General features: G+C 39.7%; 27 protein-coding genes and 1 pseudogene. 9 read left to right on the plus strand and 19 right to left on the minus strand.

Going from position 1 to position 25,586, the window contains the following annotated elements:
- Positions 1 to 20: 20 nt before the first annotated feature.
- From JKP73_RS06245 to JKP73_RS23395, 7 genes are all read right to left on the minus strand, one after another.
- Positions 21 to 392 (minus strand): SLAP domain-containing protein, encoded by a 372-nt coding sequence (locus JKP73_RS06245; RefSeq protein WP_038241819.1) that lies wholly within the window; start codon positions 390 to 392, stop codon positions 21 to 23.
- A gap of 90 nt (positions 393 to 482) precedes the next feature.
- The gene (locus JKP73_RS06250; protein WP_021290129.1) at positions 483 to 1,967 is read right to left on the minus strand and encodes a glycine betaine uptake BCCT transporter; all 1,485 of its coding nucleotides are present in this window, start codon (positions 1,965 to 1,967) and stop codon (positions 483 to 485) included.
- A 165-nt stretch (positions 1,968 to 2,132) separates the two neighbouring features.
- Positions 2,133 to 2,477 carry a hypothetical protein gene (locus JKP73_RS06255; RefSeq protein WP_021290130.1) on the minus strand — a complete coding sequence of 115 codons (345 nt, stop codon included), beginning with the start codon at positions 2,475 to 2,477 and terminating at the stop codon, positions 2,133 to 2,135.
- A gap of 21 nt (positions 2,478 to 2,498) precedes the next feature.
- Positions 2,499 to 3,050 carry a carboxylesterase family protein gene (locus JKP73_RS23070; protein ID WP_306465017.1) on the minus strand — a complete coding sequence of 184 codons (552 nt, stop codon included), beginning with the start codon at positions 3,048 to 3,050 and terminating at the stop codon, positions 2,499 to 2,501.
- Entirely contained in the window at positions 2,972 to 3,142 is a 171-nt protein-coding gene (locus JKP73_RS23075) for a hypothetical protein (protein WP_021290131.1), read from the minus strand. Before JKP73_RS23075 ends, JKP73_RS23070 begins: the two co-directional genes overlap by 79 nt.
- 121 nt (positions 3,143 to 3,263) lie before the next feature.
- On the minus strand, positions 3,264 to 3,797 hold the full coding sequence (locus JKP73_RS23080; protein ID WP_234447065.1) for a carboxylesterase family protein: 534 nt from the start codon (positions 3,795 to 3,797) through the stop codon (positions 3,264 to 3,266).
- 51 nt (positions 3,798 to 3,848) lie between these two features.
- On the minus strand, positions 3,849 to 3,983 hold the full coding sequence (locus tag JKP73_RS23395) for a hypothetical protein (RefSeq protein WP_267903252.1): 135 nt from the start codon (positions 3,981 to 3,983) through the stop codon (positions 3,849 to 3,851).
- Between JKP73_RS23395 and JKP73_RS06265 the strand changes: the two genes are divergently transcribed.
- Together JKP73_RS06265 and JKP73_RS06270 are read left to right on the plus strand one after the other, a co-directional pair.
- The gene (locus JKP73_RS06265) at positions 3,982 to 4,611 is read left to right on the plus strand and encodes a LysE family transporter (RefSeq protein WP_021290134.1); all 630 of its coding nucleotides are present in this window, start codon (positions 3,982 to 3,984) and stop codon (positions 4,609 to 4,611) included. The genes JKP73_RS23395 and JKP73_RS06265 overlap by 2 nt on opposite strands.
- 79 nt (positions 4,612 to 4,690) lie before the next feature.
- The gene (locus JKP73_RS06270) at positions 4,691 to 5,449 is read left to right on the plus strand and encodes a YqcI/YcgG family protein (RefSeq protein WP_200411007.1); all 759 of its coding nucleotides are present in this window, start codon (positions 4,691 to 4,693) and stop codon (positions 5,447 to 5,449) included.
- Here JKP73_RS06270 and JKP73_RS06275 read toward each other — a convergent pair.
- A complete protein-coding gene (locus tag JKP73_RS06275) occupies positions 5,442 to 6,749 on the minus strand; it encodes an amino acid permease (RefSeq protein WP_021290136.1) in 1,308 nt (435 codons plus the stop codon). The two genes, JKP73_RS06270 and JKP73_RS06275, sit on opposite strands and share 8 nt — an antisense overlap.
- Before the next feature lie 14 nt (positions 6,750 to 6,763).
- Positions 6,764 to 7,705, minus strand: a complete 942-nt coding sequence (locus JKP73_RS06280) for an arginine deiminase family protein (RefSeq protein WP_200411008.1) — start codon at positions 7,703 to 7,705, stop codon at positions 6,764 to 6,766.
- 156 nt (positions 7,706 to 7,861) lie between these two features.
- Between JKP73_RS06280 and JKP73_RS06285 the strand changes: the two genes are divergently transcribed.
- Positions 7,862 to 8,491 (plus strand): spore coat protein, encoded by a 630-nt coding sequence (locus tag JKP73_RS06285; protein WP_370457689.1) that lies wholly within the window; start codon positions 7,862 to 7,864, stop codon positions 8,489 to 8,491.
- 231 nt (positions 8,492 to 8,722) lie between these two features.
- Positions 8,723 to 8,923, plus strand: a complete 201-nt coding sequence (locus tag JKP73_RS06290; protein ID WP_021290139.1) for a cold-shock protein — start codon at positions 8,723 to 8,725, stop codon at positions 8,921 to 8,923.
- 84 nt (positions 8,924 to 9,007) lie between these two features.
- On the opposite strand, the gene JKP73_RS06295 is transcribed toward JKP73_RS06290, so the two are convergent.
- Together JKP73_RS06295 and JKP73_RS06300 are read right to left on the minus strand one after the other, a co-directional pair.
- On the minus strand, positions 9,008 to 9,577 hold the full coding sequence (locus JKP73_RS06295) for a VanZ family protein (protein WP_081674635.1): 570 nt from the start codon (positions 9,575 to 9,577) through the stop codon (positions 9,008 to 9,010).
- Positions 9,578 to 9,615: 38 nt separating this feature from the next.
- Positions 9,616 to 12,780, minus strand: coding sequence for a DEAD/DEAH box helicase (locus JKP73_RS06300; protein WP_188942702.1), 3,165 nt, complete (start codon positions 12,778 to 12,780; stop codon positions 9,616 to 9,618).
- 289 nt (positions 12,781 to 13,069) lie between these two features.
- Here JKP73_RS06300 and JKP73_RS06305 point away from each other — a divergent pair, with 289 nt between their 5' ends.
- From JKP73_RS06305 to JKP73_RS06320, 4 genes are read left to right on the plus strand one after another with little or no spacing between them, the layout of a single operon-like run.
- Positions 13,070 to 13,426: a PadR family transcriptional regulator gene (locus tag JKP73_RS06305; RefSeq protein ID WP_021290142.1), complete on the plus strand. Its 357-nt coding sequence runs from the start codon at positions 13,070 to 13,072 to the stop codon at positions 13,424 to 13,426.
- Entirely contained in the window at positions 13,419 to 14,141 is a 723-nt protein-coding gene (locus JKP73_RS06310; protein WP_021290143.1) for a pentapeptide repeat-containing protein, read from the plus strand. Before JKP73_RS06305 ends, JKP73_RS06310 begins: the two co-directional genes overlap by 8 nt.
- A gap of 28 nt (positions 14,142 to 14,169) precedes the next feature.
- A complete protein-coding gene (locus JKP73_RS06315; protein WP_200411009.1) occupies positions 14,170 to 15,123 on the plus strand; it encodes an ATP-binding cassette domain-containing protein in 954 nt (317 codons plus the stop codon).
- Entirely contained in the window at positions 15,117 to 15,884 is a 768-nt protein-coding gene (locus JKP73_RS06320; protein ID WP_021290145.1) for an ABC transporter permease, read from the plus strand. Before JKP73_RS06315 ends, JKP73_RS06320 begins: the two co-directional genes overlap by 7 nt.
- Positions 15,885 to 16,475: 591 nt before the next feature.
- Here JKP73_RS06320 and JKP73_RS23760 read toward each other — a convergent pair.
- The 5 genes and pseudogenes from JKP73_RS23760 to JKP73_RS06340 all read right to left on the minus strand — a co-directional run bounded on the left by JKP73_RS23760 (position 16,476) and on the right by JKP73_RS06340 (position 20,794).
- A pseudogene (locus JKP73_RS23760) lies at positions 16,476 to 16,731 on the minus strand (UCP019853 family protein).
- Positions 16,732 to 16,832: 101 nt separating this feature from the next.
- Positions 16,833 to 17,039: a hypothetical protein gene (locus JKP73_RS06325; protein ID WP_200411010.1), complete on the minus strand. Its 207-nt coding sequence runs from the start codon at positions 17,037 to 17,039 to the stop codon at positions 16,833 to 16,835.
- Positions 17,040 to 17,270: 231 nt separating this feature from the next.
- Positions 17,271 to 17,693, minus strand: coding sequence for an SMI1/KNR4 family protein (locus JKP73_RS06330; RefSeq protein WP_200411011.1), 423 nt, complete (start codon positions 17,691 to 17,693; stop codon positions 17,271 to 17,273).
- An 11-nt stretch (positions 17,694 to 17,704) separates the two neighbouring features.
- Positions 17,705 to 19,798: a T7SS effector LXG polymorphic toxin gene (locus JKP73_RS06335; RefSeq protein ID WP_200411012.1), complete on the minus strand. Its 2,094-nt coding sequence runs from the start codon at positions 19,796 to 19,798 to the stop codon at positions 17,705 to 17,707.
- A gap of 111 nt (positions 19,799 to 19,909) precedes the next feature.
- Positions 19,910 to 20,794 (minus strand): plastocyanin/azurin family copper-binding protein, encoded by an 885-nt coding sequence (locus JKP73_RS06340; RefSeq protein ID WP_021290149.1) that lies wholly within the window; start codon positions 20,792 to 20,794, stop codon positions 19,910 to 19,912.
- Positions 20,795 to 20,956: 162 nt separating this feature from the next.
- On the opposite strand from JKP73_RS06340, the gene JKP73_RS06345 reads away from it, so the two are divergent.
- Complete coding sequence (locus JKP73_RS06345) at positions 20,957 to 22,492, plus strand: multicopper oxidase family protein (RefSeq protein WP_038241807.1); 1,536 nt, start codon at positions 20,957 to 20,959, stop codon at positions 22,490 to 22,492.
- A 368-nt stretch (positions 22,493 to 22,860) separates the two neighbouring features.
- On the opposite strand, the gene JKP73_RS06350 is transcribed toward JKP73_RS06345, so the two are convergent.
- The 3 genes from JKP73_RS06350 to JKP73_RS06360 all read right to left on the minus strand — a co-directional run bounded on the left by JKP73_RS06350 (position 22,861) and on the right by JKP73_RS06360 (position 25,495).
- A complete protein-coding gene (locus tag JKP73_RS06350; RefSeq protein ID WP_200411013.1) occupies positions 22,861 to 23,409 on the minus strand; it encodes a GNAT family N-acetyltransferase in 549 nt (182 codons plus the stop codon).
- 169 nt (positions 23,410 to 23,578) lie between these two features.
- Positions 23,579 to 24,658 carry a hypothetical protein gene (locus JKP73_RS06355; protein ID WP_021290152.1) on the minus strand — a complete coding sequence of 360 codons (1,080 nt, stop codon included), beginning with the start codon at positions 24,656 to 24,658 and terminating at the stop codon, positions 23,579 to 23,581.
- A 210-nt stretch (positions 24,659 to 24,868) separates the two neighbouring features.
- The gene (locus JKP73_RS06360; protein WP_038241801.1) at positions 24,869 to 25,495 is read right to left on the minus strand and encodes a flavodoxin family protein; all 627 of its coding nucleotides are present in this window, start codon (positions 25,493 to 25,495) and stop codon (positions 24,869 to 24,871) included.
- Between the last annotated feature and the right edge of the window lie 91 nt (positions 25,496 to 25,586).

A 25,586-nucleotide genomic window follows, 5' to 3' on the forward strand; every position in this document is an offset into this window, starting at 1 on the left:
TCCAATATAAAGATCATTTGTTATTCTTTCAGATACCCATTTATGAAGCTTGGTTCTTGTTGGATAACGGTCTTGGGGAAAATAAACGTCCAAGGCATGCTGCATTTCGCATCTAATATCAAACGTGGATCAGAAAACGTATGCGTAGCAACGCAATTTTCGTTTTCATAATAAGTTAATGTGATCGGATCAAGCGTCCATTGTTCACTCGTATAATTTTGAATTATTACCATGATCAGTAAATCGCCACGATGATTACGTGCTTGCTGTAATGGAACAAAGCTTTGGTTTGTTTCCGATGCATTTGCCTCTGCAAACACCTGTTCAATCGTACGACGATCATTGGGGTCAATTGTTTTAGCCCATGCTTGTTCAAAGATTAGACGTTGCATCTTCTCTGGCTCACCTCTCTTAGCATAAGTATAACATCAAATGGACAAATAAAGCCCCTGATTAATCCATCAGGAGCTGTTACAATGAAGTTATTTGGATAGTTGCTTCTTATCTTTCTTCAATGCCTTATAAAACGAGACAATCATCAGCAGCATGATAATGGAAAACGGAAAAGCTGCAGATATCAACGCATTTTGCAATGCTTGAAGTCCTCCGGTATATAAAAGGACAGCAGCTATCGCCGATTGGGCAAACCCCCAGACGAACTTCACAGGGGTGGATGGAGATAATGATCCATTTGTCGTCTGCATTCCAAGAACAAAGGTTGCAGAATCAGCTGATGTAATAAAAAAAGTGCTTATTAATAGGAGAGCCAAGATGGAAAGTACAACACTAAACGGCAAGTTGGAAAACATTCCAAATAATGCTTGCTCATCCGGAAGGCCTGCGATATCCACGCCGCTATTTTGCGCCTGAATCCCGGCCATCCCAAAGGCTGAAAACCATAGGAACCCAACCACCGATGGTACGATGAGCACACCGGATAGGAATTCACGAATCGTCCTCCCTCTGGATATCCGTGCAATAAAGATACCCACAAAGGGAGACCAGGCAATCCACCACGCCCAGAAAAAGACCGTCCAATCGATAATCCATTGTTGTTCATCTGAATCATTGGGCGCTATACGAAAACTCTCGATTGGCAAGCTTTGAATATAGGTTCCAATCGTATTCGTAAATGAATTTACAATGTACATGGTTGGTCCAAGTATCAAAACTGCCAGAAATAACAATGCTGCTAGAACCAAATTCGTATTACTTAAATACTTGATCCCTTTACTAAGCCCTGTATAGGTAGACAACATAAATAGCACAGTTACTACTAGAATAATTACGAGTTGTACCCAGAACGCATTATCAATTCCAAGCAGATAAGAAAGCCCGCCATTAATTTGTGCAGCACCAAACCCTAACGTGGTTGCCACACCAACAATCGTAGCGAATACCGCAATTACATCAACCGTTTTTCCCCAGACACCTTCCATTGCATTTCCAAACAACGGTTCTAATGCTGCACTGATTAACCCAGGCTTGTCATGACGAAAGGTAAAATAAGCAAGTACCAATGCAATTACTGCATAGATCGCCCATGCATGAACACCATAATGGAAAAAGGTAAGACGTAGCGCATCCTCAAGCGCCTTAACCGTACCAGGTTCAGCTACTGGAGGTGTTTTTATGTAATGTGAGACAGGGGAGGCAACACCATAAAACACTAATCCAATCCCCATTCCTGCACTAAACAACATTGCAAACCAAGTCGGATAGCTAAATTCTGGTTTATCATCGTGCTTCCCCAGTTTAATCTTTCCGTATGGACTAAAAATTAAATACAGACAAAAAATCACGAAGAAAGAGACAATAATTAAATAAAACCAGCCAAAATGTCCCGAAATAAAATCCATGACGGTTACCGAACTATCCTCAAATTGTGACGGAGCTATCGAGCCCCAAATAGATAAAGCTAATGTAATCCCTAATGTAATCCAAAATACACTTGTCACCTTTTTCATCTCTATCTTGTCCTTTCTAGACGGTTATTGATGAAGGTTACATGATTTGATTACATTAGTATTTCTTTATTCCGTAGATCTATGCATAAGCAGGTTGTGATAAAAATGGATATCCTTCTCCCTATGATCCATATAGACTCGTAGAATACCGATAGAAGAACTTAATTAATTATTCTCTAATGCCACCCTATGTGCATCGTCCACGGATAACCGATAAAAATCTGGTAACTGTGACTCATTTGTTGCTTTAACAGCATAGATCTGATTTGTGTATTTTCCTAGATCATAATTAAAGTGGCGAATATTATCCCAACCCCTTTCTGCCATCTGATGGTCTCCAGGAAATGGCACCGGATGCCAACTTTGATATAGCTCCAAGTAAACCTGCCCATTGTCTTTTCTTCTTACATAATGAGCATTTCCGCCTTTCCATTGAATCATATCGCCAACACAAATAACCTTATCCTGATCTGACAGGTTATTTACTCCTTTTTTAAACTTGTCCTGCATGTTGGTTTCCTCCCCTTAAAGTTAATGAATGGTAAAAATCTTCCGCTTTTCCCTATATGGGTCTTCAACAACCTTCATTGGATTATCGAAGATCAAAGTTTGACGATCGTTCAAATGATAAGTTGGCCATGCTAATTTTTCTGTATTATTTGGATTACCCGTCTTTGCAAACGACACCCATGCTTGCTGCGATAATGCTAGCATCGAAGGATCTATTTGAACCTCAAATGGGGTAAAATAGAATAAATTTTGAAACACAAACGGTATTTCAAGTGCATGCGCTGCCTTGTTAAGTTGTGGATGAGAAGGGATATGCCAATCAAACCGATACATCCAGACGGAGGCATGATCAGCTTGAGCCTCCGCTAATTCAATAGACGGCTTCCAGAATACAAAATCGGTCATCAATTGTGATTGCCCTTCCAGTGACGGTGAATAAAGGCCGCTCACCTGTTTAGCAGCTGGTTTTCCAATAACCTTTTCAATCATCGCTGTCATCGCTTCTTCAGAGGCGATTGGTGATTCAGGTGTAAAGAAGAAAGCTCCTTCATCATGATTTGTACCAATGATAATTGGAATATGTGCAGCAAGCCCATCCCATTGCGAAATGCGTCAACTGGTTCTTCAAGTAATGTATACCCATCAATTGTTGGTTGGAAAGGCATCGGTAATACCCATTCTTTCCCTTGGCCAACATGTTCACTAGCAGCTAGGATTTCTGAGGTTGCGATATCCTTTAATTGATCTACTTGATGGATATCGAGCCCAAGTTCTTGTATAAACGCTTCAGCTATTGCGGCAGCCTGCTCTTTCGGTAATGCTATTCTCTTTCACCCATTTCAGTGCTGCGATCTGATCTAATAAGCCAATGTTTCCCGTGAAACGTTCATCCAACCCAGCAAGATATAAAAATCCAAGTGGACCCAATCGATAATTGATGGTGACGACAACCACATTTCCCTGTGCAGATAAGGTTGCTCCATTATACAAGGGGCTATTACCCGCACCAGCTCGAAAAGCTCCCCCATGAATCCATACCATGACAGGAAGTTTAGCGGCATCTTTCGTTGGTGCCCATACATTTAAGTTCAAACAATTTTCTGACATCGAGGCCCCGGTTGCCCCAATCGATGCTGCTACCTCTGGATTTTGCGGGCTCGGACCATATTCAGTGGCGTCTAGTTCCCCCTCCCAATGATTTAACGGTGCTGGGGGGGCGAAACCGTAATTCCCCGACTGGGGGCTTTGCATAAGGTATCCCTTTCCAAACTCTTGTACCTTGCTCAACTTATCCTCGAAGCTTCCCTGACTTTGTTTCAATTCGAACTTTTGCCATTTTCAATCCTCCCTTCCACTATCTCTTTCCATTCTTTATACATATTCATTATCTACATTTTTTATCGTATCAAGCAAATCATTGAGCCTCCCGTTGTTTTCCGGTTGTACAGGGTGATGTTTTGAATATACTAGTACAAGCACTTTTAAAATGGAGGTTTTCCCGTTCATGAATACCTTTTTCAGTTATGTTTTATTAGGTCTTTCCCTATCTGCTCCAGTTGGCCCGATTAATGCTGCTCAATTGAATCGGGGTATTCATTATGGATTTCTTCATGCATGGCTTGTAGGTCTGGGGGCAATGATTGGTGACCTTTTGTTTATGCTGCTGATTTACTTTGGCGTTGCTCAATTCTTAACCACACCTTTAATGAAAACTTTTCTTTGGCTGTTTGGCTTTTTTATCCTTGTCTATACAGGGATCGAGAGTATTGCAGGTGCGAAGAAAACATTACATGCAAATGCTGCCGTTCCAGCAACGACAAAGGGAAAATCCTTTCGAAACGGTTTCTGGATGGCCATTTCAAACCCGCTTAATATTGTTTTTTGGTTAGGTATTTATGGCGCAGTGCTGGCAAAAACAAGTGATATGTATAGCAATCAGCAACTTCTGATCTATAGCAGCGGAATCTTTATCGGAATTATTCTATGGGATGTGTTTATGGCAGGTGTTGCAACTAGCTTTCGACGATTTTTTAAGTCACGTGCATTATATGTGATCACCATTATTGCTGGTATAACATTAATTGGCTTTGGAATTTACTTTGGATACGAGGCCTTGCTGTTATTAATGGAATAACGTAAGCTTCCTTCATTTTATTAGGCATGCACCTATTTGGTTCTCCGTTAATACGTTATTGTATAAGGAGGAGAGCTACATGGGAATACTCGTAGAAAAAACATGGCTCGATGAACATATGGAATCATTGCCCTTATGGCAACAGAAAGTTTATCGTTCCTTCTCTTCCATGCTCGCTGATACAAACACGTATCCATGTGTTCCAGCGCGACAAGGCTTCTTAAGTAATCAACTTCGATTCACGTTTGTCAGTGACCCAAGAAAAGAAGGTGCAGCGAAACAACTTGCCACCGCATTAAGGGAATACGGGAATGGTTCTCGTGAAACAGGTAAGTATACGTCATTGGTTGTTTTTTTTGAAACACCTGCTGTCATAAAAGCGAATTATACGATATCGGATTACCGCGAATTATTCTGGTCCGTATTAAATCATGTTACGGCATATGATGAACAAGAGTGGCCAGCAGACATCCCAACAGACCCCATGCACCATACATGGGAATTCTGCTTCCATGGTGAGCCTTACTTTGCTTTCTGCGCAACACCGGAACATTGCTTGCGGAAAAGCAGGCAATTTCCAGCCTTTTTCATCGCTTTTCAGCCAAGGTGGGTTTTTGAGGATTTAAATGACCATACCCGTTTTGGGCGTAAAATGAAAAAGGTAATACGCCAGCGCCTTGCTAATTACGATGAAATTGCAGCACATCCTGACCTTAAATGGTATGGAAAAGCGGATAATCATGAATGGAAGCAGTATTTCTTAAGTGATGATACATCCAGCCCTTCTAGTTGCCCATTTATGCGCATGAAAAGTAAGCTCACCAGCTTTCTCAAATAGTGCTTCGGTTCCTTTTATCGTTTACTTTTGCAACAGTCCCAATAATGGCAAGAAAGAGCAGGCTTACGTAAAACCCTAGTCTGCTTGTTTGCTGCATTGTCGTACCAGCTACTGTAATGACAATGAGCAGCGCCCCAAGCAAAACTTTCCCTTTCTCCCAACTCGACGTATTCTCAAGCTTTGTAAATGCAGCCAAGATGAACAACCAATTATAGATAAGCATTAAACCCGCAGCCGTTGTCATATATTCAAAGATCTTCTCTGGTAACAATAAAGCAATGATTATGGAAAAGAAAAGAACAGCAGCTGTAAATAAAAAAGCTGGCATCGGAACCTTGAATTTCCCCTGTTTTGCTAATATAGCTGGGGCGTCCTTATCCTCCGCAAGTGATGTTACTAATGTTATAACAGCATAAAGCGCAGCTACCATGGTCGAAAATCCAGCAACAATTAAAATGCCAGTAAATAGATCAATGATTAATGGGAGTTGATACAGCTCGAGTGCAGTAATAAATGGACTTTCATCTGGGTTCACCATTGTCCAAGGAACTAATGCTAATACGAGCGCTATCGAAATCAGATAAATTACAGTAAGTAGGATAAGCATTACCTTCCCTGCTTTGGGTGCTGTCCTGGGATCTTTCAAATCGATGACTACTAGTCCCATTACCTCAATACCGCCAAAGGCATAAACTGCATACAATAAGGCTTGCCAGATGCCAGTAATACCTTGTGTAAAGAAATGCTGACCATCCATTAGATAGGGCATTGTTCCAGACGAATTTCCATTTAATCCTCTGATTAATAGGATAATGGAAACAAAGATAAATATTAGAATGGCAGCCAATTTCACGATACCGAATCCATTTTCAATCTTCTCAAAGCCTTGCATGCCTGCTAATAATACGAGCAAGCCCAAGCCCCCATATATTGCTGCAAGCATCCATAATGGCAGCTCAGGAAACCAAAATTGTGTAAAGATCCCTAATGCGATCAGCTGACTACCCATTATCAATACCTCAGATAAACAGTATATCCAGCCATTACTGAAACCCGCCCACCTTCCGAACGCCTTTTTCGCATAGGAGCGGAATGATCCTTTATCAGGATCATTTACCGAAAGCTTCGCCAATGCATCGTAAACAATATATGTGCCAATAGCTGCTAATAAAAATGCAATTAAAACCGCATTGCCTCCGCTTTGAATTGCGATGCTAGATCCAAGGAAAAAACCTGTACCAATCGTACATCCAATACCAAGCAATGACAGCTGCCACCACTTCATCTGTCCTTTATTCATTCTTCTGCCACATCCTACTTTAAACGAACGAGAGGAAGGGTCATACAACGAATCCCGCCACCTGCTTTCTCTAATTCAGTGACATCAACTTCAATAATCTTTTTCTTGTCCATTTTTGGATGCTTTTTCAGCATCTGTTTATGTGCCTGTTTACTAATTAATATCGTTTCCGGGTCCAAATTAAGAAAGTTGATATCTGGTATCGTATTGTATTGTTCTAACCAGTAAACCGCGAAACCGTGGCGCTCTAAGAATTGCTTCGGCATTTCATAATGCGATCCTTGCTCTGTCCATACATGGATTGGAAAATGGCGAACAAACTGCTTCGCAACCATAAGCTCTCCTCCAGCTACATTGCAATTCATATCTAAATGCAGGGTATCCGATCGCCTCGGTAAGCTAAGGATACCTATCTCAGAAAAACCTGCTTGAAAGATACGATCCTTTACTTCTTCCACACTTTCCAAGCTTGTTCGCATCCCTACATTAATCCAAACAACGTCTTGATTAAGAATTAATACATCACCAAACTCCAGAGCTTTCAAATGATTAGTTGCCTCCATACGAAACGCTTGTGGAAACCATGTATTCATTAGTTGATGGACCTGGACATATTCTGGCCGTCTCATAAAGGTTCCCGCTTCCCCAGGCAGCATCGTCTTTCCAAATACACAGGCAAGATCTCTAACAAAAAACCGATTGATCAACTGACTACTTAGCTGCTGACCTTGGGAATCCAAGTATTGCGAGTAATCGATTACTTCCACTCCCGCATCTTCTAAAGCTGTTTTAAAGGAAGCAAAATTTGCTTGTGCCGTTTCATGATGAACTGGTGCACTCCATTGCACATCCTCTGCCGTTTTTAGATCAGGGATGCTTATTTGTGATGGTGAACATACGAATACCACCTTTAATTCCCCATGTTCTGACCAGCAGCCAGGCTCCCATGTCCCCATGCTACCTCCTACCTTCCATTATGTATTGACCTTAGCGTTACCATTTCAGAGAAGGATTATGAATAGGTTATGGTTGAAATCTTACCAATTTATACATGAAACGAAGAAAACAGGAAAATATAAACTGCGATGAATAATTAATAGGAGGAATGTAAGATGCAAAATATGAATCAACCTGGAAATCAACAGCAGCCAAGCAATATGCCACAAAATCAACCCATGCAAAACCATGGCGGTCATGAATTATTTGATGCGCACGAGGTGATTGCAGGGATTATTAGTATGCTGGATCAATACCAAATGTATGATCAGCATATTCAAGATCCGGAATTAAAGGATATCCTAACGCGCCAATCGGCGTTTGTTACCCAAACATACAATACGATTGTTCAGACTTTCCAGACAGGTCAAGACCCGCAAGTACCTACAGGACAATATGAAATGATTCAAGATAACAATACGGTCTATGGAATCAAACCTGGACAACCAAAAAAACCAAATGCTTCAATTAACGAACTGTCCGACCAAGGATTATCTGCCTATATGTTAGGACAGACAAAATCCTTAACTTCACTACTAGCAATGACAGCTGTAGAGATGACAAACCCTGTATTACGTCGGGTTATTGCAGATACCGTTCCTAACTTTATTGAGTTAAGCTATGAAATTTTTCTTTATCAAAATAAACACGGTTACTATCAAGTTCCACAATTAATGCAGCAGGATATGACACAAATGTTAAACAGCTATACTACCGTGCCACAACAAGGAAATCAGTTACAATAGATAGACAAAAAGAGGTCAGGGATAGGCTCTCTAGATCGTGGCCTCTTTTTTGTAATTTATTTTAGAGCAATCTCTAAATTAGCTTGCATTTCATCAAATTACATGATATTATTAAAGTTAATTATTTTTGTTCGGTGTAAAGGATAGCATGAGTAACTACTTTTCGTCTTGAGATTCGCTTTGGGCAAGGATAGTAATATAATGTGCGAGAACGCACGAGGAGGCAACAAAATGGAACAAGGTACAGTTAAATGGTTTAATGCAGATAAAGGATTTGGATTTATCGAACGTGAAGGTAACGACGATGTATTCGTACACTTCTCTGCAATTCAAAGCGAAGGCTTCAAGACTTTAGACGAAGGTCAAAAAGTAACATTTGACGTAGAACAAGGTAATCGTGGACCACAAGCAGCTAACGTTCAAAAAGCATAATAAAAAACAGGCACTAAACGATAGGGCCTGCTAGCTTCATTGGCTTGTAAAGAAACTTTCTGTTTCTTTACAAGCTTTTTTATTTTAACGATTAAAAGCAAAGAGGATGATTACAAGGATAAACAATGGAATACCAATTGCAGTGGATGTAATAGCAACTATTTTTTTTGCTTTTTCCGTGGACTTTACAAATAACATAATTAGGTAAAATAGAATGATGCCAAGCAATCCGCCGAAGCTATTTAATATAACATCATCAATATCGGTCGCACCAATCGCAAATGTATACTGAATAATTTCTACAGCAACACTCATCACAATGATGGTTAAAAAAACACCTAAGGTCGAACGCGTTTTACGCAAAAGCATAAAGTAAATTCCAGCTGGGATAAAGATGAGGATATTCCCCCAAACATTTACATCAACCAACCTCGTTTGTATTCCGTCATCGACTTGGATATAATCGTTTATCGAAGCGAAGGGGATAAAGTTCACACTACGGAAGTCAGCATCCCCTCGCATAAATAGTAATTGAATTAATAAACCTACATAAAAGAGCAACATCGCCCAAAACATAATTGATGATAGTTGTATTTTTCGCACGTCTTCCATACCTCTTCTGATAGATGATTTTTCTACTATAAACGATATCATAAAGGGTAGATAGCAAGCTATACGTCTGAAGATTTATTCTATAATTGTAATATTTCTCGAATATCTTCCTCTGTAAGCGAGGAGGCTTTGTTATCATGAGGGTCAATGATCTGTTCAATAAGATCTCGTTTTTTTTCTTGTAACGCATTCATTTTTTCTTCAATGGTTCCTTTTGAGATTAACTTGATTACCTGTACGTCATTTTTCTGTCCAATCCGATGGGCGCGATCGGCTGCTTGCTCTTCGACTGCCGGGTTCCACCACATGTCGTAAAGGATAACCGTATCCGCACCGGTTAAATTCAGCCCCGTTCCACCTGCTTTCATAGAAATAAGAAAGAAATCACGTTCTCCCGAGTTGAAGCGATGACAACGATTCACTCGCTCTGCAGAAGGTGTCTCGCCATCCAAGTAAAAATACGGAATACCTTGCACCGTTAATTCCTTACCAATCAAACCTAGCATGATGGTGAATTGTGAGAAAATCAATACCCTTCGCCCTGCATGCCTTGACTCCTCAACCAAACCTTTTACCTGTTCAAATTTTGCAGAAGTTCCTTTGTAGCCGTCTACAAATAAGCTTGGATGACAACAAATCTGACGTAATCGTGTGAGTCCAGCCAGAATCTTAATCCGATTTTTCCGGATGGTATCCCTATCTAAATGCTTCAACGTATCATGTCGCAGCTTTGCCAAATAAGCAGCATAGAGCTTTTTCTGTGCAGGGAATAATTCTACCGATTCACTAACTTCTATTTTTTTCGGAAGCTCGTTCAGGACATCCGCTTTTAGCCGGCGAAGCAGAAATGGACGCATCCTCCTGGAGATCTGCTTTCTCGTCAAATTACTGTACGCCTTTATGCCTTGGAATAATTCTGGAAAGACCACGTGAAAAATCGACCACAATTCTTCTAATGCATTCTCCATTGGTGTCCCTGTAAGGGCAAAGCGATTGTACGCCTGTAATTTCTTTACGGATCTTGCCGTTTGTGTGACAGGGTTCTTAAAGGCTTGTGCTTCATCAAAAAAGACCGTATGGAAGACTTGCTTTTCAAACCAGTTTATCTCTCTACGCAGTAACGGGTAAGAAATAATCACAACATCCTTTTCCATTATGTTCATTTGGATTTGCGTTCGCGCTGCTCGATTGCCATCAATCAGGCCTGCCCGAATTTCAGGCGTAAACCGCTTCAATTCCTCTAACCAATTATAGGTTAGTGAAGATGGACAAACGATCAGCACTGGCAGCTGTTGCTTCCGAATTTCATCCAGCTCTGCCATGATAAACGCGATACTTTGAATCGTTTTTCCGAGACCCATATCATCTGCTAAAATGCCGCCAAAACCATAATCAGCTAGGGTTTTCATCCAACGAAAACCATGTTTTTGATAGTCATGCAATACAGACTGTAACGCATCTGGAATCGGATAGCGATCAGGATTTGGATGCTGGATGCGTTTTAAAAACTGTAGAAAGGATGCTTCTAAGGTGAAGACTGCGTCATCCGCAGCATCCAACAGCTGAAATCCCTTCGTAACAGGAACATGCACACCTATTTCTAAATCATCATCCTGCGTTGGAACGGCTTTTAAGAACCGCTGGATTTCCTCAAATTCTTTTGTCTCTAGTGTCAGTAAGGAACCATCTCGCAGTCGATAATACTTGCGTTTTTCCTCCAACGCTGCTAATACTTCGCGAATATCTTGCTCAGGAAATCCTTCCATTTCAAACTTGAATTCCAGCCAGTTGATGCGATCCTTCTGTGCCTTCACCTTAATTCTTGGTGGAACAGCGCTTTTTGTAACACGAGCACGGACCGCCGTCGTCGCATAGACGTTCACAAGCGCATGAAGTTTTGGGAGCATATGATATAAAAATTCATACTCAAGCTCCTCATTATGCAAGAAGTACCCTTCATCGGTTACCGCAAATTGACTATCTTCCATCAATTTCAAAATAGTATCTTCCTTCTCGACGTCTCGAATAATGAGTGATCCTGTTTGAATGGGCTGATGTGACAATGGATGGATCACGATATTTTCATAATGAAACTCTACACTGGCAAGCAGCCGATTTTTCACCCGATCCAAGTATAGGTTAGCTTGAAGCGGGATTTTTGCAACTTGATTCGTTACCTTATTCGATAGATGAACTGATCCTAATCGCCGTAATCTAGGAACCATATTTTCCATAAATAATGGGAATCGTTCCTGTGGGATCGTTATAGGTTCGGTTTTAGCAGCCTGCAGCATCTGCTTCAAATCCATCAGATACTTCATATCTTTTTGTTCTAGAGACAGGATCACCCCATCATACAGAACTAAGTTATACGCCGAAAATACACTGACACGATCAAACCCTGTCACTTCAAGCAGGTACCCATTGCCATCCTTTGCTTCCTTAACGGAAAACTGCATCGGCAAACGATCCTCAGCTAAACGAATCCCGGCATAAACATGTCCACCATATTCAAGATTTACATTAGACACATCTGTAAGTAATGGCATGATTCGTTGCCAAGCAGACGTTGGAATGAACAGTAACGGATTGGGGCTTTCCGCCTTTGAATGTACATATATATGCTCATCAATCACCACTTGGATCAGCTCATGGACAACGGCATCTGTATCCGTGTCAAAATAATGCAGTTCTGGGTCATAACCGCTCGCTGCATAAGGCACCCCTTCTCTGACGGCTGTCAGGAAGGTACGAATATCCCATACATCTGATGTGCCTAACTTTAGTGCAATGCCAAACATATTCTCTCCGGAATCCAAGGTGAGCTGTTTTACGGAAAATAGCACAGAAAGCCCTTGCCTATTTTCAAAGTGACGCTGTTTCCCGCTTGGCCGTTCAGTGCACCGGTCCAACATAGCTATCATTCCATTTGCTAGCTCCGCATCCGCAACGTGCTGTTCTTGTTTCTGGCGATCATGTATCGCAAGCAACACCGCAGCAATATGCTGACAATCCTTTTTCACAGATGCTAATGCCGGACAACTGCACCGCGTTTGTACCACCTTACCTACATTCATCTCTACTGTCACATAAAAATTCTCTTTTCCACTGACAGTAGCTTCACAATAAGCATCCGTAAACTTGGTGAAGGTTACCTTATTTGCCCGATAAAAAGAGCCTCCTTTTTTGAAGGAGGATGTGCCGCACATTTCTTCAATTTTTTTGTGAGTTAGTTTTATATTCAAACGTCTCGCCCGCTTCTATACATTTCCTAATTGTTAATATGATTGTACCATACGAGGTTCAAGAGACAAATGGATTGGCTTTTGCAGGATGGAAGGCGTTGATAGTATATAATTTTTTCTGATCTTTTGGGATATTTTAACTCATCGTACTCGATTACCAGCAAATAACTCCTAACAAGGATAAGCATAAAACAAAGTTGCAATACTAATCAAATTATAACGATGATAAAATTACCTTGACGATCACAGTAATATGTTGTATGATATACATGTGAAAAGGAGTGACACAATGGGAAATAATAAAAGCTCATCAGACTTACTCAGAGGACATACAGATACGATTATTCTGAAGTTATTGATGGGTGGCGACAAATATGGATATGAAATATCGAAGTTGATCCTTTCCAACTCCAATGGGGAGTATGAATTGAAGGAAGCCACGATGTATTCAAGCTTAAAGAGACTTGAGAAAGATGGACGCATTACTTCATATTGGGGTGATGGGAGCCAAGGGGGAAGGAGAAAGTATTATCGGATTACTGAAATCGGAAAAAAGACTTTTTTTGAAAACAAACAGAACTGGGAGTTTGCAAAACGCGTTCTGGACCAATTATTAAAAGAGGAAGGTGGCAATAACAATGAATAAGAAATTAATGACGTATTTAGATGAAGTATTCTCACCCTATGAGGACTTGCATGTAGTCAGAGAATTAAAGGAGGAGTTGTCCAGTGATTTGCAGGAAAAATGGAGTGACTTGAAAAATCAAGGTTATAATGACGAAACGGCTTACAGCATGACCGTCGACTCTATAGGAGATATTTCGGAGATCATCGAAAGTATTTCTTCAAAAACAATAGAGTTAAAACAAATGGTAGGCAGGGATTTCTCAAAAATCGACCTACGAGACTCCGATCTAAAGCAGGTTGAAGTGCATGAAGGAAAATTCAACAAAAGCGCCATGGATGGATCGGACTTCAGCGGTTCCGACTTAACAAATAGTTCTTTTCAATCCAGTGATTTGAGAAATATTACATTCGATGGCTCTAATCTGACTGGAGCAAAACTCATTAAATCTGCCTTGTCAGGTGCAAGCTTTCAAAGATGTGTCTTAAATTATACGGACTTCAGCTATTCCGATTTATCTGGCATATGTTTTGCTAATCACACATTTGAGGGAACTATTTTTGATAAAGCAGGGTTAAAAGGAACATCTTTTAAAAATGCAGTTTTTAGAAATGTTTCTTTTAGACACTCCTATGACGTGAAAAAGGCTGATTTTGACGGAGCTACAATGGATAAGTTAACCTATGCCGTTTTGAAAGGAAGTAAAGCAAACTTGAAGAATGTAACCGTAATATAACCATATTTTTTAAAAATGGGGGATACAAATGATTCAAACTAATACAGCTATTGCTGTCAAAGGCCTTAAGAAGTCCTACAAGAATCTGAACGTACTGAAGGACATTGATTTTACTGTACAAAAGGGTAGTATTTTCGCTCTCCTTGGCTCCAATGGTGCGGGGAAAACAACAACAGTCAAAATTCTAACGACTTTGCTTCTTCCAGATAAAGGGAGCCCAGAGATTTGCGGTTTTGACGTCATCCGGCAGCCGGATCAAGTTCGTGAAAAAATCAGCCTGACGGGCCAATCCACCGCAGTTGATCCTGTGTTGACCGGGAGAGAGAATTTACGTATGATTGGCAAATTACGTCATCTGCCCGATGCAAATCGTCAGGCGGATGAATTGCTTGAACAGGTGCAGTTGCTTGACGCCGCTGACCAGAAAGTCGCCACTTATTCCGGCGGTATGCAGAGACGGCTCGACCTGGCAATGGGTTTGATCGGGGGCCCATCTGTTATATTCCTCGACGAGCCGACCACCGGCTTGGATCCGCAAAGCCGTAAAGCTTTGTGGCAAATCATTAAAGACCTTGCTGATTCAGGCATCACCGTGTTTTTAACGACCCAGTATTTAGAGGAGGCAGACCAGCTTGCCGACCATATCGCTATTCTTAATGATGGGGAAATTATAGCGGAAGGAACTGCAGCAGAACTAAAAAAACTACTTCCCCATGGGCATATTGAACTTAAATTTAGTGATGAAAAAGAATTACAATTAGCACGTAATCTGCTTATTCAATATAATATAAGCCTAAGCAAGGAGAACCCTACGATGACGATTACCACCGATGGGAGCATCCAACAGATGACGGCGATTTTAAGCCAGCTTGACCACGCAGACATAACGGTGACTGAATTTTCTCAAAAGAAACCGACACTCGAGGATGTTTTCCTCGCGATGATCGATGAAAACCATGGAGAGGAAAATGCTTTATGTTAACTGCTAGAGTTAAGAATAAAATTAGCGAGACGATGGTTTTGACAAGGCGCTCCATGCGCCATTCATTAAACATCGATACCCTGCTTACTGCAATTGCAACACCGATTATGATGATGCTGATGTTTGTTTATGTGTTTGGCGGCGCGATGGATACGGGAGCCATAGACCATATCAATTATATGGTTCCAGGCATCCTTCTTATGGGCATCGTCAGCGGCGCCATTTACACTTCTGTACGAGTAAACAACGATATGACCAGTGGTATTATTGATCGGTTTCATTCTATGCCAATTGCAAGATCATCGATATTGACGGGGCATGTCATGACATCCGTTGTATTCAATGCTTTTTCAACTTTATTGGTCCTGTTGGTAGCCTTGTTTATGGGGTTCAGGACGGATGCCAGCATTACCGCATGGCTCCTTGTTATTGGAATCCTATTGCTGTTTACCCTTGCAATGACTTGGGTCTCGGCATTCTTCGGTCTTTTAGCAAACAGTGTTGAAGGCGCCAGCGCTTTCAGCTATCCTGTGATATTTCTGCTGTTTATAAGCTCAGCCTTTGTGCCAACTGATACTATGCCTGGGGTGGTTCGAGCCTTTGCTGAGTTTCAGCCCATGACACCACTTATTGAAACCGTACGTTCCCTGCTGATGACTGAATCTGCTGGAGATAGCGTTTTGATTACTATTTTATGGTGGTTTGGTATTCTTATCGCCTTCTCTATTGCCGCCATTCAAGTTTATAAGCGTAAGACGTGATAAATTAATTTAAACAAATATCTGAATCAAAACATTTATCTAAAAAGCACTTGCTGCCTCTAAGTCAGCAAGTGCTTTGTTACTAGCTATATAATAAAGTTAAAACCTTGATAGATTTTTCGCCATTAAGATTTGAAATTGAGGTTTTTATGTTCACAACTTTTATAATTCTTTTAATAATTTCTACACTTTATGTATTTCTTCTAAATAACGGATTTTCATAGTCACTATAACTATTCATTTAAGCCCTTATACCACCAGTGATATGAATACCTTCAATATCTTTATTATTTTCTAACTCCAATATTTTATATCATTTATATATAAGTTGCAAGACACCACTTTTTATTTCACTATTAAAATCTTTTCCAAGATTACTTAGCACTAATCTTATATGTTGAATTAATTGCTTCTTTTTTCCCATTTGTAACCTATCACTCTATATAGTTTTCTACTAAAAGACACATCCCATAGAAATTCTATATCTATTCTATCAACTCCTCTTACCTCACCATTCCTCCCCCACAATTGTGGATAGTCAGTAAAATACTCATCTTCATCAGAAACAACTATTCCAACATCAATGAAATCTTACTGCAAAAACCCTCTTAAATAATATTCATAACCTGAATCAATTCTTTCTAGTTCTTTCCTAAATTCTTTCATTTTCTGAATTTTTAACTCATTTAAATTGTAAATCTATTGACACAGGATAGCTTTTACCTTCTTCAATTTTATAAGGGAATACAAAAGCAAAACCTGTAAATTCAATACCCTCGATGACAATTGTTCCTTCCTCTTCAATTTGAGAATTTAGTTTTTTTACAAAGCCATTACTCAGCTGGATTAACTATGGAATGTTTTCTCCATTAATAGTTTTCCAAAATTTCTTTCCACTCTGTGTATGATATGTAGTAATATCACCTTTGTTATTAGTCCATACAAATGCTAACTTTGCTTTACCATTTTTATTATTTCCCATAAATTTAGCATACCGGTTCGTGTTTTCCCACTTGGTCCTAAATCATTAGACTTCAGTTTGGTAAAAACTGCTTTGCCACCAACCGCGATGGAAAATAGACCAAAGCTGGAAAGCAAATGCTCCTTTGAAAGTGCCTCATCGTAATGCTCCCTTTGCTGCATCCACTCCGCCAAGAGTTAGCCAGTTAACGAAATCAGACGGTGTGTTCAGCATATTTTCGGCCCGGCTACTCAGTCCATTAGAAAAGTCTTTCCCTGCATCGAATGCACCGAGTGTTATATAATTACCAAAATCATACCATGAATCGAGACTTTTATCTCCACTTTAAAAAGCACTTGTTGCCATATGCAACAAAGTGCTTTATTCGAACTAGATTAATTAATTTGTTATTATAAAGTAAGTAATTAATCACAGTTATCTATTGCCTCTTGAAAGCTATCTTCCAAATAATCATCAAATGTCGAGTACCTTTCTATTTCCAGTTTACTTACATCGTCCCAACGCACAACATTATATTTATCCACTGTATTTAAACAATAGACAAATTCATCCACCTCTTCAATGACCAAATAATTTTTTGGTAACCCCGACTTTCTATTTCTCTCGGTACTTTCAACTACAGAAGCATATTCTTCCCCTTCTATCCCTAAAACATCAACACCACAAATACCACCAGAACCTAGTTCTTTAACAAATTCTTTATATTCCAAAGGGAATTTAACTTCCAATCTCATTTGTGCCTTTTTTATATATTGTTCTGAAATTTCTCCAATAAAATCGCCTTTTTCCCTATACTCTTTTATCATCTCTAACAATTTATTATTCAAAACAAGTCACCTCATTCCGTATAAGTTGAGCGCCATTTCCAATACTTCTTTCTGAAATTGTTGAATTGCTTATCAAGTACAGTATCATTTCTAAAACTATCTCCATTTTTTATTAACCCATGTAATATTTTTTTATAATCATCATGAGTAGTTGCCACGATTTCTACCATATTACCGGATTCTTTCTGAATTAAATGATGCAACTCAATTTGTACTTCTTTACCATCTTTATCAATTACATATGGTGGTCTACCTTTTTCTGCAAGTTCTTTATTTGAAAGTCCTCTAGCTTTTGGATGCTTCGGAGTATAATCCCAATTTATATCATTCATTTGATAAACTCGCCTAGAGATATCCAAATCTTTCCCAGCAACTTTTACTGTACCCTTAATCTCTACGGCTCTATAATTATCCCCTAACCAATCTAATTTAACTTGCTTTCCATAAAAACTTGATGGTTTAGTAGATATACTGCTTGTTCCCTTATTCCCTCCACCTTCTCCTTGCTTCACTGCAAAGTGGTATCCACCAGTTGTATCGCTTACTACTGTAACCTCTGGCAAATGCGTTCGATACCATTCTTTGATATTGGTTAGTGTAGGAAGTTTGGGCGGTGTTGCGGTTGATACACGATTTTCACTACTAGTTGATTCCACTTTCTTATGATTCGATTTCCCACTTGGTCCTAAATCATTAGACTTCGGTTTGGTAAAAGCTGCTTCGCCACCAACCGCGATGGAAAATAGACCAAAGCTGGAAAGCAAATGCTCCTTTGAAAGCGCCTCATCGGGATGTAATGCTCCCTGTGCTACATCCACTCCACCCATAGTTATCCAATTCACGAAATCGGACGGCGTGTTCAGCATATTTTCTGCACGGCTGCTCAGTCCATTAGAAAAGTCTTTCCCGGCATCAAATGCACCGAGTGTCATATAATTACCAAAATCATACCATGAATCAAGGCTCTTATCCTTTCGTTCTTCCATCTCCTGCCATAGATCGGAACCAATCTCTTGGATGCTTTGGCCTGTTTTTTGAAATAGATTCTGTTCTCTATTCTCCGGAATGGCTGAGACAAATTCATAACATACTGTGCCTTCAGCGTTTTCAAATGCTCGAATCTTTCTATCATCCGCTAGTGTATAATAAACACCCTGCCACTCTCCTTTGTAATCTGTAATTTCCACATCTGAAACGATCTGATCCTTTAATGTAACGAATTCCCCTTTGGTCAATACATCTCCTGAGGCAGCAGTAATAGCACGTATTGCACGCATGCTATAATCGAGTGTCTTTACATCAAAAGCTTGCTGAAGGTACGTCCCAACGACCTCCGCTAAAGGCGTAAATTGGGACAAAAGCTGTTTTCCAACTATACCCATAAGTACTTCTGGTGCTATGGCACTTGTTTCTGCCTTTTTTCTCAAATCGCTTAGTAATTCCAAGTGAAAGTTATATCTAGTAATACTCCTGGCGCGATAGGTTGGAATCGAAATCTCCCCATGAATAACTACCTGATTCAATTTACTTACATAGCGTTGCATGGATTGGAGATCCTTTTCAACAATAGCAAGCTTCGATGTGTTCTGATGATCAAAGGTATGTAAGTTTTCTAATGCCTCATTCGCCATTTTCTTAGAATGGTGAACCGTATCGAAGAACGAACGATCATCTACCATCGGAAGTTCTACAATATCTTGAATCGATTGAATAACGCGATTTGCATCATCTGTTAAAGACATTGTAACATTTTCGATCATGTTTAAGCCGCGTTGTATATCTTGGTCAATAAAATCCTCGCGAATAACACCATTTTCATCTGGTTCCAGCGTGCGTAACAGTCGTTTCATGCCATCAAGTGTATCCGAATACGTTGTAAGGAAACCTTCTAAAAAAACGAGCAAAGGAACATGACATTCCTGATAGAAAGATCGGATGGATGCTGCCGTCCTACCTGTAAAAGAATTCTCCAACGATAAAACCGCTTCGATTCGTTGTTGGATCGTCTGGACCTGTTTATGTAACGCTGCTAGATGAACTTTGGTGTCATCGATATAACTGTGTATGTCTTTTGCATGGATTGCTTTTATATTCCTCCACCTCACATTCACAATTGGAAAATAATGATAATTACCTAGCTTAATAGAATTATACTAAAAGAACTAGATTTTGAGAATGTTTGGTACGCACAACTAGCAAGCTTTTATGACTTTCACTTATAACGTTACCTCGATCTCCCCCTCCATTCCAGCTTCTTTATGACCAGGAATGGTACAGATATAACGATAGGTTCCTGGTACAAGCGGAATAAATGTAATTCCCTGCTTTTCACCAGCATTACTATGAATTTGAATTTGACCACTTATTTGTTGATGGTGTTGGGATGAAGGCAATTCCCTGGCTTCCAAACCTATGAATTCTAAAATATGCTCAGACTCTCCCATATTATTTAATTCAAGCTTTATCGTCTCTCCAGTCTCCACCTGTATCCGATTCGGACGAAAGGCGTATTCGTCTGCTTCAATCGATAAATTTTTTACATTCACATGAGGGTTATCATGGCCGATTTCATTTGAAGGAGGAGGGATAAGAGGTTCTAATTGATTATATCCCATAATAAAAAGCAGAAATCCAAACACCATAACGACAGGATGGTGTAACCAATCTCTCTTGTTTGTAACCGGCTGCTTTAGAATTTGAAATAGCAAAAGGATCGTAGCAATAAATAATACAACCATGATTCTAATCATTGGATCTTGAAATTCCGGAGCAATCATCTCTCCAAGCATTGCGCCCATCATACCGCCCATGACACCTGCTAAAGTACCATCTAAGACAGCTAGGATGCTTACTGGTATTCCTGCTAAATAACCAGTAACCATTCCAATAATCATCGCCATAACAGTGGAGTAGAATAAATTTCCGGATAATAAAATCCCTATCATCACACCCGTTACAAGTCCAACACTCATCCCCAGTGCCATCGCCACCATCATACCAGTCATGGTAGTAATCCTTTTTCGGCAGACAAAGGTTTGCCATATTATAATGGAGGTTAATATGCATATGCCTATTAACGTTATATATAACGGAATCGCCATCTTTACCTCTCCTTACTAACTTGTCCTATTGCTTCATTATATGATTGGTCGAAGAGTTCATTCATTTGAAATCAACAAACCTTTTAATGTCACAGAAAATTACGCTTTCATGCATGGTTTCTTCACATCTTCTCGATAGACTTTTGAGAAGGAGGAGATGCAATGAAGAAGGTATTCTTATTAACTTTAATCGGATTAATGAGCGTTATCATAGCAGCATGCTCACAACAATCTGCTGAAACCATCACGAATGAGAACCAACAAGACGCTGTAGAAGTCAAAGCAGAAGATATGGCAGGAAAGAAAGTGAATGAATTTGACCTAACTGCAAAAGAGACCTCATGGAAACTAAGCGCTGAACATACCATAAATGCTTGGACTTATAATGGAACTGTCCCGGGCGAGCAGATACGTGTCACAGAAGGAGAGGTCGTCAAAGTTAATCTGACGAATCAGCTAGAAAAGCCCGTATCTATTCACTGGCACGGCATTCCAGTTCCAAATACGGAGGATGGAATCCCTGGTGTAACACAGGATGCTGTAAAACCTGGGGAAACCTATACGTATGCATTTGTTGCCAGCGATCCAGGCACCTATTGGTACCATTCCCATCAGAATGGGGTCGAACAGCTCGATAAAGGATTATATGGAACAATTATCGTGGAACCAAAAAATGAAACTAATCGTGATCGGGATTATACGTTAGTGCTTGATGAATGGGAATCTGAAAAACATCAGGAAAAGGATACGGAAGCTATGAATCACTCCAGCATGAGCATGGATAGCATGAATGAATTGAACCAAAAAGGGGCTATGAAGGGCCATGACATGTCTTCTTATGACATCTTTACCATTAACGGAAAAACATATGAAGGGAATAAAACGTTAAAGGTCAAAAAAGGCGATCTTGTTAAGCTTCGGTTCATTAATGCTGGATACATGGCTCATCAAATTCATATTCCAATAGACTATCAGATTACCCATGTCGACGGGCAAAAGGTAAATTCACCGCAAACCATGAAAGGATCTATGTTTGAGGTTGCCCCAGGAGAACGGGTCGATGTTGAATTTCGCGCAGATGGTAGTAAGGACTTTTCGATTGATCGTCACGGTGAAATGGAAGCATCCCAAGATATGAAAATAGATATTGCTTATGAGGAAGGGAATGGACAAAAATTAAAGCACCTTTCATCGCCGGGTAAAATAGATATTACAAAGCTTGGCGAGCAAACGGAATCACAGTTCAAAACAGACGATGAGTTTGATGTGGAATATGAGCTGGATTTAGGTACAAGAATGGACATGGATACTGAAATGGGGATGGTGTGGACGATTAATGGTAAGACATATCCTAATGCACCACCTCTAAATATTGATAAAGGAGATAGGGTAAAGGTCACCCTGAAAAATAACAGTATGGATAACTCCTCACACCCTATGCATCTACACGGTCATTTTTTTCAGGTCCTCAGCAAGAACGGAAAAGCCCTTAGCGCTTCCCCGATTAGGAAAGACACATTAAATGTCAAGCCGGGCGAAACCTACGAAGTAGCATTTCTAGCAGATAACCCGGGAAATTGGCTCTTCCATTGTCATGATCTGCACCATGCCTCAAACGGAATGGTAACATTGGTTAAATATAATAGCTTTAACCAATTCTACAAAGATACAGGAGAAGTAGATAACCAGCCGGAGTAGAGATAGTCACTAAAATGACCATTTTGATTCATCCTTGTTAACAACGATACTTATGAGACCATCATGCATATCGTTGTTAACATAATAAGCATAATTAATATACAAAACAATATTATATTCTTCTTTTCTTTATGAATGTATGAATTGTAAAGCAAGTAGATGGCTAATCCTAAAAAGATAAAATGAAAGATAATAGCCCAAGCAGTTTCGGTAATCCCCCAGATAGTGATGAGTAGAAAGATAACTCATGATAAAGAGCGTCGTAAATAACCATAAAAAGATAAGCATAGTGAGCTCCCTTAATCCTATTTTAATAGACTAAACCCTCTTGAAGATCATAACCCATTAATCAAGGATAACGTAAGTATCTAACCCAGCTCAAACTCCGCTTTCAGCATGGAATACATATACAAATCATCAAACTTTCCACATGTATATTCATAATGTCTTAATATACCTTCTTTTGTAAATCCTTGCTTTTCTACTAATCGTTGCGATGCACTATTCAGAGGTTCAATTAGAGCCTCGATCCGTTCCAATTCAAAATGCTTATATCCATAGCTCATGACAGCATTTAATGCTTCTTTAGCAATTCCTTTTCCCCAATATAGCTTACTGAGTTCAAATCCAATTTCCGTGCGGTAATGTCTCGGCTGCATATTCAGAAAGCCACAGCTTCCGATAACCACATCCTTACCTTTCAGGGTAATCCCCCATCGAATCCCAGTTCCTTCTTTCCTAATGGATTGATACCAATTATTTTCCTCTAACACATCCGTTGATGTTTGATACGGCTCCAAGCCCATATGTTTCACTACTTCCTTATCGGATAGGTAAGAATACATATCATCCGCATCCTTACACGTTGCCTCTCTTAAAATCAGTCTCTCTGTTTCAATGATTGGAAATGTATTCATGTCTGTTTCTCCCTTGTTTGTTTTCCTAGCGGTATATCCTAATTCTTTGCTGGTTTATCTAATGAAGTAATTCCTACTACTACAAATTATATTAAAAAATAACTAGAATGCGAACATTCAAATGTACAAACCTCCACAAGAATGAATCTTGTGGAGGTTTTGGGTTAGTCTAATTCAAAAAGTTAATCGTTGGGATTGGTTCAACTCCGCTTGCATAATAATAATTAAGGACACTAAAGAAATCAATTGTCTCCCCACTGTTAACGTCCAATACTAAAATATGGTCACCATAGTTAGTTAAATCGTCTGTATCTAATCTTCTTGGTGTTGTTTTACCTAACGTATCAACAAAGGAGCTGCTATATTGTGTTGGAGGTCCTGAACGATAAGATGACTCATGATACGTAAATAATGTCTCTTCATCTAAGTAGATTAATAGCGCATTACTAGAGCTAGCATATGACGAACTATAATTTACTGGTCCTGAAATAGACTTAATATGGACATCCGAGATATTGTGATCACGTTGATTATAGTTACCATCCCATGCGAAATAATATTCACGCTCCCAATCTAAATGCGCATTGTCGCCGTCAATCGTAGCGACATAATTTCCATTTGAATATATCTCCCCGCTTGGATAACTTAGTACAGCATATAGCAAGGTGGAAGATGTAGAAATAACACTTGCTGCTCCCGATGGATTGGTAGCATTCATTTTTACGGTATAACTGTCTTCCAATGTGTCCGTTGAATAGACGCGTAATGCCCAATCACCAGCGGGCAATTGATTATTGGCAATTAGATCTCCGTCATATCCACCAATAGATGTTGGATACGCTGTTCCAGTGTCCCAATCAACTTGGTAAAGTTCAACAATATAATTAGGATTGTCTGTTTGTAGCTCAAATAGAATACTTCTATCACTATCTACACTAAAGAACCAAAAATCGTCCGGGTCATCGGCAGTTAGCGAATCCTCAAAATTCATGCGATCACCAGTAACATCAAAATTCGATTGGATTGAAGGAGCTTGATGCACCGGGGTACCATTGTTCTTATTTGCTTCTGGCAGCTTAGAATCAAAATCAATTTGCTTGTTATTGGAAGATGCTTTTACATTAAATTCCTGTAACTCATGATCATCTAGCTTCGCAGCCCCATAAGCGGTAGATGATAAGGCAAAAACACTAACTAGTAAAGTAACCATAAAAGCCAGGATAACACTTACACCATGTTTACGATTCATACAAAATTCCCCTCCATTGATATAATTTGTCTTCTATATTTATATCGGTTTTCTATTGGGAATTTTAATATAAAAAACAAAACATTGATAAATATCAAAAAAATAATCACATAAAAAAAGACTGCCTATTGTGATTCCCCCTTAAAGCATAAATTTTCTTAGACTTTAAGCGGCGGAATATAGACAGCCTTTCATAAAATAAATAGATTTTTAAGCCATTACATTTCCTTTAGCAGGTATCGGATTTTCTTTGAGAAGTTTTGCGAGATACATGGTATTGTAAGCAAGCATCCTTACATGACTTTGTGTGAATTCATTTTCTTCTCCATTTGCTTCAATAAAGGAAGGTCCTGGGCCTGCCTCACCAACCCAATACGCATCAACATTTGGTGGGACTACAAAGCCGATATGCGATAGACCGTATAGAAGCGATGTTGCTGCATTCTTCGCACCGTCCTCATTCCCCGTTATGACAACGCCAGCGACCTTATTATAATAAATGGATTGCCCCTTATTATTAGTTAAACTGCTTCCGCCATATAAACGTTCCATGGCAACCGTAGCTAAACTACTCTTCTCTCCGAGCCAAATCGGTGATCCAATGATTAGGATATCTGCCTTTTTCACTTTTTCTAAAATCAGCGGCCACTCATCACCATCTCCAAGATCATCGCTAATACCAACAGGGATGTGATAATCGGCGAGCCGAATGGTTTCACTTTCGACATCCTCTTGCTGGTAGATCCGTTTGACTTCTTCATATAATGCGTCGGTGTTTGAAATCTCATTACTATCCTTTAATGACGTATTTAAAAAAATTGCTTTTACATCTGTCATTGTATCTCTCCTTTTACATAACGGTACCCGGAATCGGAGGAGGATAATCACATGCTCTAAGCATCTTGCTATTTCGACAGCGGCTAACTTT

Origin of the sequence: Virgibacillus salexigens (assembly GCF_014905415.1) — a bacterium.
In the GTDB taxonomy this organism is placed as follows: domain Bacteria; phylum Bacillota; class Bacilli; order Bacillales; family Amphibacillaceae; genus Virgibacillus; species Virgibacillus salexigens.

Bases quoted from the DNA above. Each gene is read 5' to 3' on its own strand.
- JKP73_RS06295 (WP_081674635.1), bottom strand. From the start codon at position 9,577: ATGATATCGTTTATAGTAGAAAAATCATCTATCAGAAGAGGTATGGAA.
- JKP73_RS06245 (WP_038241819.1), bottom strand. From the start codon at position 392: ATGCAACGTCTAATCTTTGAACAAGCATGGGCTAAAACAATTGACCCC.
- JKP73_RS23075 (WP_021290131.1), bottom strand. From the start codon at position 3,142: ATGCCTTTCCAACCAACAATTGATGGGTATACATTACTTGAAGAACCA.
- JKP73_RS06265 (WP_021290134.1), top strand. From the start codon at position 3,982: ATGAATACCTTTTTCAGTTATGTTTTATTAGGTCTTTCCCTATCTGCT.
- JKP73_RS06340 (WP_021290149.1), bottom strand. From the start codon at position 20,794: ATGGCGATTCCGTTATATATAACGTTAATAGGCATATGCATATTAACC.
- JKP73_RS06355 (WP_021290152.1), bottom strand. From the start codon at position 24,658: ATGAATCGTAAACATGGTGTAAGTGTTATCCTGGCTTTTATGGTTACT.
- JKP73_RS06250 (WP_021290129.1), bottom strand. From the start codon at position 1,967: ATGAAAAAGGTGACAAGTGTATTTTGGATTACATTAGGGATTACATTA.
- JKP73_RS06290 (WP_021290139.1), top strand. From the start codon at position 8,723: ATGGAACAAGGTACAGTTAAATGGTTTAATGCAGATAAAGGATTTGGA.
- JKP73_RS06280 (WP_200411008.1), bottom strand. From the start codon at position 7,705: ATGGGGACATGGGAGCCTGGCTGCTGGTCAGAACATGGGGAATTAAAG.
- JKP73_RS23395 (WP_267903252.1), bottom strand. From the start codon at position 3,983: ATGAACGGGAAAACCTCCATTTTAAAAGTGCTTGTACTAGTATATTCA.
- JKP73_RS06275 (WP_021290136.1), bottom strand. From the start codon at position 6,749: ATGAATAAAGGACAGATGAAGTGGTGGCAGCTGTCATTGCTTGGTATT.
- JKP73_RS06360 (WP_038241801.1), bottom strand. From the start codon at position 25,495: ATGACAGATGTAAAAGCAATTTTTTTAAATACGTCATTAAAGGATAGT.
- JKP73_RS06285 (WP_370457689.1), top strand. From the start codon at position 7,862: ATGCAAAATATGAATCAACCTGGAAATCAACAGCAGCCAAGCAATATG.
- JKP73_RS06315 (WP_200411009.1), top strand. From the start codon at position 14,170: ATGATTCAAACTAATACAGCTATTGCTGTCAAAGGCCTTAAGAAGTCC.
- JKP73_RS06270 (WP_200411007.1), top strand. From the start codon at position 4,691: ATGGGAATACTCGTAGAAAAAACATGGCTCGATGAACATATGGAATCA.
- JKP73_RS06310 (WP_021290143.1), top strand. From the start codon at position 13,419: ATGAATAAGAAATTAATGACGTATTTAGATGAAGTATTCTCACCCTAT.
- JKP73_RS06345 (WP_038241807.1), top strand. From the start codon at position 20,957: ATGAAGAAGGTATTCTTATTAACTTTAATCGGATTAATGAGCGTTATC.
- JKP73_RS06320 (WP_021290145.1), top strand. From the start codon at position 15,117: ATGTTAACTGCTAGAGTTAAGAATAAAATTAGCGAGACGATGGTTTTG.
- JKP73_RS06255 (WP_021290130.1), bottom strand. From the start codon at position 2,477: ATGCAGGACAAGTTTAAAAAAGGAGTAAATAACCTGTCAGATCAGGAT.
- JKP73_RS06350 (WP_200411013.1), bottom strand. From the start codon at position 23,409: ATGAATACATTTCCAATCATTGAAACAGAGAGACTGATTTTAAGAGAG.
- JKP73_RS06305 (WP_021290142.1), top strand. From the start codon at position 13,070: ATGGGAAATAATAAAAGCTCATCAGACTTACTCAGAGGACATACAGAT.